The sequence below is a fragment of the Candidatus Binatia bacterium genome (assembly GCA_036382395.1).
Lineage (GTDB): Bacteria > Desulfobacterota > Binatia > HRBIN30 > HRBIN30 > JAGDMS01.
Map to the genome: position 1 here is coordinate 1 of DASVHW010000293.1, position 3,746 is coordinate 3,746.

3 protein-coding genes are annotated in these 3,746 nt (G+C 61.7%); 2 read left to right on the forward strand and 1 reads right to left on the reverse strand.

Features of this window, described 5'->3' with window-relative positions; translation table 11 throughout:
- Nucleotides 1-304: 304 nt before the first annotated feature.
- On the forward strand, nucleotides 305-1,573 hold the full coding sequence (ftsZ, locus tag VF515_13780) for a cell division protein FtsZ (GenBank protein ID HEX7408706.1): 1,269 nt from the start codon (nucleotides 305-307) through the stop codon (nucleotides 1,571-1,573).
- Between the two features lie 358 nt (nucleotides 1,574-1,931).
- The gene (locus VF515_13785; GenBank protein ID HEX7408707.1) at nucleotides 1,932-3,191 is read left to right on the forward strand and encodes a penicillin-binding transpeptidase domain-containing protein; all 1,260 of its coding nucleotides are present in this window, start codon (nucleotides 1,932-1,934) and stop codon (nucleotides 3,189-3,191) included.
- Nucleotides 3,192-3,380: 189 nt separating this feature from the next.
- On the opposite strand, the gene VF515_13790 is transcribed toward VF515_13785, so the two are convergent.
- Nucleotides 3,381-3,746: bacillithiol biosynthesis deacetylase BshB1 (locus VF515_13790; protein ID HEX7408708.1), on the reverse strand; the 366-nt coding region annotated here is incomplete at its 5' end.

Here is a 3,746-nt window from a genome sequence, read left to right on the forward strand (position 1 = left end):
TCGAACCTGGCGGAACCGGAGTACGCGACGGCGATCGGCATGGTGCTGTACGGACATCGCGCGCGTTTGGCAACGGGAGCAAGCAGCGACGGAAGCATTACGGGGAAACTGAAGAGTCTGTTTGCGAGAAGAGGCGCGTGAAGAGGCGCAAGGCGCATGGCTCATGGCAGATGGAAATACAGGTTCCTCGACTCGGATGCGGCTTGTGTTACCGAACGCGGGCGACGCTTACGGCCGCATCCTCGCTCGGAATGACACTTGTTTCGTAACTGACAACTGGCGACTGGCGACTGGTGACTGAATCATGATTGAAGCAAACGACAGCAACGAAGGCATCCGCATCCAGTTCAACGAAGATCCGAAGAACAAGGCCCGGATCAAGGTCATTGGCGTGGGCGGGGGCGGCGGTAACGCCATCAACCGCATGATCGACGCGCACTTGGAGGGCGTGGAGTTCATGGCCGCCAACACCGACCTGCAGGCACTGGAGATGTGCCGCGCCCCCAACCGCCTTCAGCTCGGCGTGAAGCTGACCAACGGCCTGGGTGCGGGCGCGAATCCGGAAACCGGGCGCAAGGCGGCGCTGGAGGACGCGGACAAGATCATCGAGGCGCTCGAGGGCGCGGACATGGTGTTCGTCACTGCCGGACTGGGTGGCGGCACGGGTACTGGGGCGGCGCCGATCATCGCGTCGTTGGCCAGCGAGATGGGCGCGCTCACCGTCGCCGTCGTGACCAAGCCGTTCAGCTTTGAAGGCAAGCGGCGCATGTCGCAGGCAGAGCGCGGATTGAACGAGTTGCTCGATTCGGTGGACACGATGATCGTGATCCCCAACGAGAAGTTGCTCGCCGTCGCCAAGGACGCAGGCTTCTTCGAATCGTTCCGCGTGGCCGACGACATCCTGCGCCAGGCGGTGCAGGGCATTTCCGACATCATCACCATCCCGGGCATCATCAACCGCGACTTCGCCGACGTGAAGGCGATCATGGCCGGCATGGGCTACGCGGTGATGGGAACGTCCTCGGCGAAGGGCGACCAGCGGGCGATGGAAGCGGCGCAGAGGGCAATCGCCTCGCCCCTGCTGGAGGCGGGCGCCATCGACGGAGCGCGCGGCATCCTGATCAACATCACGGGCTCCAGTTCGCTGAAGCTGGCCGAAGTCAACGAGGCGTCGAGCATCATCCAGGGCGCGGCGCATGAGGACGCCAACATCATCTTCGGCGCCGTGCAGGACGAGCGCATGAAGGACGAGGTCAAGATCACGGTTATCGCCACCGGCTTCAAAACCCACCACGGCGATCACCGCGAGCGGATGCATGCGGCGGCACAGGCGATTTCGCACGCCCGCACCGCGGCGGTCTACGAGCATCCGGACCCGGTGGTGAATCAGCGGCCAGAGGCATCTGTCCTCGCGCCGGCGGCAAGGCCGGCTGCTGCGGCCGCCACACCTAGCCCGGCCCCACAACGGGAAAACAGCTCGATTGCCGACGTGAAAAGCTCGGTGAAAGCCAACTACGAAGAGGACGACCTCGACGTGCCGGCGTTCATCCGAAAGCGAAACGAAAACCAGTAGGCCGTCGCCGCTAGCGATGGTAACTCAGGGAGCGGTCCTGAGGTAACGACCGGACAAGCGGCTGTCCGTGAGCGTACCGCGTAAGTCTCTGAAGTAGCAGCAGCTTGGAACGCATCCACGACTCCCGCGGGAGCCTTGGCATCTATTTCAAGCGCTTGCTGGATGGGGCCTTCCGGCAGCAGTTTTAGATTGAAAAAGGTAGGGGGAGTCTCTTACTATCTGGACAGACCTCCAAACGAACTTACCTTTCTGGTTACTTGCCCGGGAGTGGTGCGTGGGAGGAAACTCTGGCTTTAGCGGAATGCCCTATCGCGCGCGAACTTCGCGCACCCTGGGGCACCGGTGCCATAAAGGATTCATGAAGAATCAGTCCCCCATAACCAACGCTCTCCTGGTAATCGTCGCAGTGGCGCTGCTGTGCCTGACAGCGGCGGCTGCAACCATCTCGACCAAAGGCCTGAAGAAAAAGCCGGTCAAGGTCACCGAGAATACCAAGACGCAGAAACAGATTGCCAGCCGCACCAGCAGCCGTACCACGGCCAAACGTGCGTCGAAAAAGAAGACGCGGCGAGTGAGCCAGTTCCAGTGGGTCAACGGCCACCGCCTGAAGCGGAACCGCTACTACGAGCGGTTTACCGCGTCGTCGTTCGTTAACTCAGACGTGACGGCGGGCGATGTGGCCGAGGGCGAAGATCCAGCAGTCCGCGCGGCGGCCATTGATGCGCTGGGCAATATGAACGGTACGGTGGTCGCGATCGATCCGATGAGCGGCCGCATCCTGACGATGGTGAACCAGAAGATGGCGCTGGCGGAAGGCGCCGAGCCGTGCTCGACCATCAAGCTGTCGGTCGCACTGGCCGCCTTGAGCGAGAACATCGTCACCAAGGACACGAAGGTCTCGCTGAGCAAGCGGGTATCGTTGAACCTGACCGAGGCGCTGGCGCACTCCAACAACCAGTACTTCGAAGCGCTCGGCCGGCGCATGGGATTCGAGAAGGTCAGCTACTACGCGCACCAGTTCGGACTGGGCGAGATGGCCGGATGGAACATCCCGGGAGAGCACCTGGGCGTGTATCCGTCGGAAGAGCTGGACCCCAAGCTGGGCGGCGTGGGCCGCATGTGCTCGTTTGGCGAAAGCATCTCGATGACGCCGCTGCAACTGGGCGCGATGGTTTCCGCCATCGCCAACGGCGGAACGCTGTACTACCTGCAGCACGTGACCTCGGCAGCCGAACTTTCCAGCTTTGAACCCAAGGTGAAGCGCTACCTCGACATCGCCAACGTGATCCCGGAGATGATGCCGGGCATGACCGCCGCGGTGGAGTACGGCACGGCGCGCAGCGTCCGCTGGAACTTCAGCGAAGAACAGATCCTGGGCAAGACCGGCACCTGCTCCAACAACGGCACGCGCTATGGCTGGTTCGCGTCGTATGCGAACACCCAGTACGGCAAGATCGTGACCGTGGTCTTCCTCGAGGGCGGACGCCCGACTTTCGGACCCAAGGCAGCGGAGATTGCCGGGAAGATGTATCGCAAGCTCTACGACGGCTCGTACTTCGCCGGCAAGACATCGGTGCAGTCAGAGCGCTCGGGCACGGCGGTGGGAGTTTCGCAGTAAAGCCGGCGCAAGGCTTCAGGCGCAAGGCATAAGGCCTCCGGACACGGAGGTCTTTTTCTTGCTCGTGAGTTTTGATGAGGTGTCATCCAGAGCGCAGCGAAGGATCCACGCATTTCTTGACGCAACACATGGATCCTCCGTTGGACTGGCGTCCTCCTCAGGATGACATTTCTATGAATGCGGCGGAGTTTAGAGAGACTGCACCGGGATCGCCGTCACGTCCTCGATCAACCCGACTTCTTTCTGGACGAACGGCTCCGCGTATTTAACCCCGGCGAGCAAACCGTAAAACTTCGCCATGATTTCCACGCGGTCGCGGATTTCCGCCTGCTGCGGGAAAAGGCCGGTGCCTTCCTGCTGGTCCGTGTATTGGGACTTGTAGGCCATCAGGGAGGCGAAGCGCGCTTCGAACTGGTCGCTGATGTCCACGACGAACGTGGGGCGCACGTCGAAATAGAGGCTGGCGTAGATGATCTTGAACGGCCGGTGCGGCTCGCCTTCGATATCGAGCTTCTTCAGTCCAGCCATGAAACAGGCTTCGTAGCCGAGCGTGGA

Coding starts and splice junctions, on each gene's coding strand:
- ftsZ (HEX7408706.1), top strand. CDS start 305: ATGATTGAAGCAAACGACAGCAACGAAGGCATCCGCATCCAGTTCAAC.
- VF515_13785 (HEX7408707.1), top strand. CDS start 1,932: ATGAAGAATCAGTCCCCCATAACCAACGCTCTCCTGGTAATCGTCGCA.